Genomic DNA, 1017 nt, shown 5'->3' with positions numbered 1-1017 from the left:
TTGTAATCAGTAGGTTGGGGGTTCAAGTCCTCTCGCCGGCACCTTTAGTACGAGCCATTAGCTCAGTTGGTAGAGCATCTGACTTTTAATCAGAGGGTCGAAGGTTCGAGTCCTTCATGGCTCACCAGATTTTTTTGCTAAAGCAAAATAACTTATCATATATGCGGGTGTGGCGGAATTGGCAGACGCACCAGACTTAGGATCTGGCGCCGCAAGGCGTGGGGGTTCGACTCCCTTCACCCGCATTATTTCTAAGGTATTCTTGTTTTTTTTAGGAACTTTATTATTTGGCTCAGTAGCTCAGTCGGTAGAGCAAAGGACTGAAAATCCTTGTGTCGGCGGTTCGATTCCGTCCTGAGCCACCATTATTCCGCAGTAGCTCAGTGGTAGAGCTATCGGCTGTTAACCGATCGGTCGTAGGTTCGAGTCCTACCTGCGGAGCCATTTCAACTTGATAAAGCTATACATATCATGCGCCTTTAGCTCAGCTGGATAGAGCATACGCCTTCTAAGCGTACGGTCAGAGGTTCGAATCCTCTAAGGCGCGTAAAAATTTCAATGATCAAAAACGCTTGAGTACTAATTATACTCAGGCGTTTTTTGTTTTTAACTAATTTATTAATATGTTTAGTTTAAATGTAAATTATTTTTAATGTTAAAGGAAGAGAAATACTTATTTAAAATAATAATTACGCTTGACGTACGGAGAAGATGGTGGTATTATATAAAAGTTGTCAGTGAAACAATTAAACTATTAATAAATATTTAGGAAGTTGTTGACAATAAAGAGATTAACTGATAAAATATAAAAGTTGTATTATTTAATTGTTCTTTGAAAACTAAACAAACAAAAACGTCAACAAACAATAATATTAGTTTCTATTATAGAGACTAAGCCAACGTAACAAAATGAGCTAATCAACTTTCATGGAGAGTTTGATCCTGGCTCAGGACGAACGCTGGCGGCGTGCCTAATACATGCAAGTCGAGCGAATCTTTCGGAACTTGTTCCGGAAG

General features: G+C 39.4%; 5 tRNA genes and 1 rRNA gene. All 6 read left to right on the top strand.

What is annotated here, in order from left to right:
- Positions 1-51: 51 nt before the first annotated feature.
- Positions 52-127 (top strand) — tRNA-Lys (locus M3226_RS31430).
- A 36-nt stretch (positions 128-163) separates the two neighbouring features.
- Positions 164-245: transfer RNA gene (locus tag M3226_RS31425), tRNA-Leu, on the top strand.
- Positions 246-289: 44 nt separating this feature from the next.
- Positions 290-365 (top strand) — tRNA-Phe (locus M3226_RS31420).
- 4 nt (positions 366-369) lie between these two features.
- Positions 370-444, top strand: a tRNA-Asn gene (locus tag M3226_RS31415).
- 29 nt (positions 445-473) lie between these two features.
- A tRNA-Arg gene (locus M3226_RS31410) sits at positions 474-547 on the top strand.
- A 377-nt stretch (positions 548-924) separates the two neighbouring features.
- Positions 925-1017 (top strand): 16S ribosomal RNA (locus M3226_RS31405); the annotation flags it as partial.

This window comes from Neobacillus cucumis (assembly GCF_023715505.1).
Note: the sequence above shows the minus strand (reverse complement) of the source record. Positions and strands in the feature narration are given on the sequence as shown.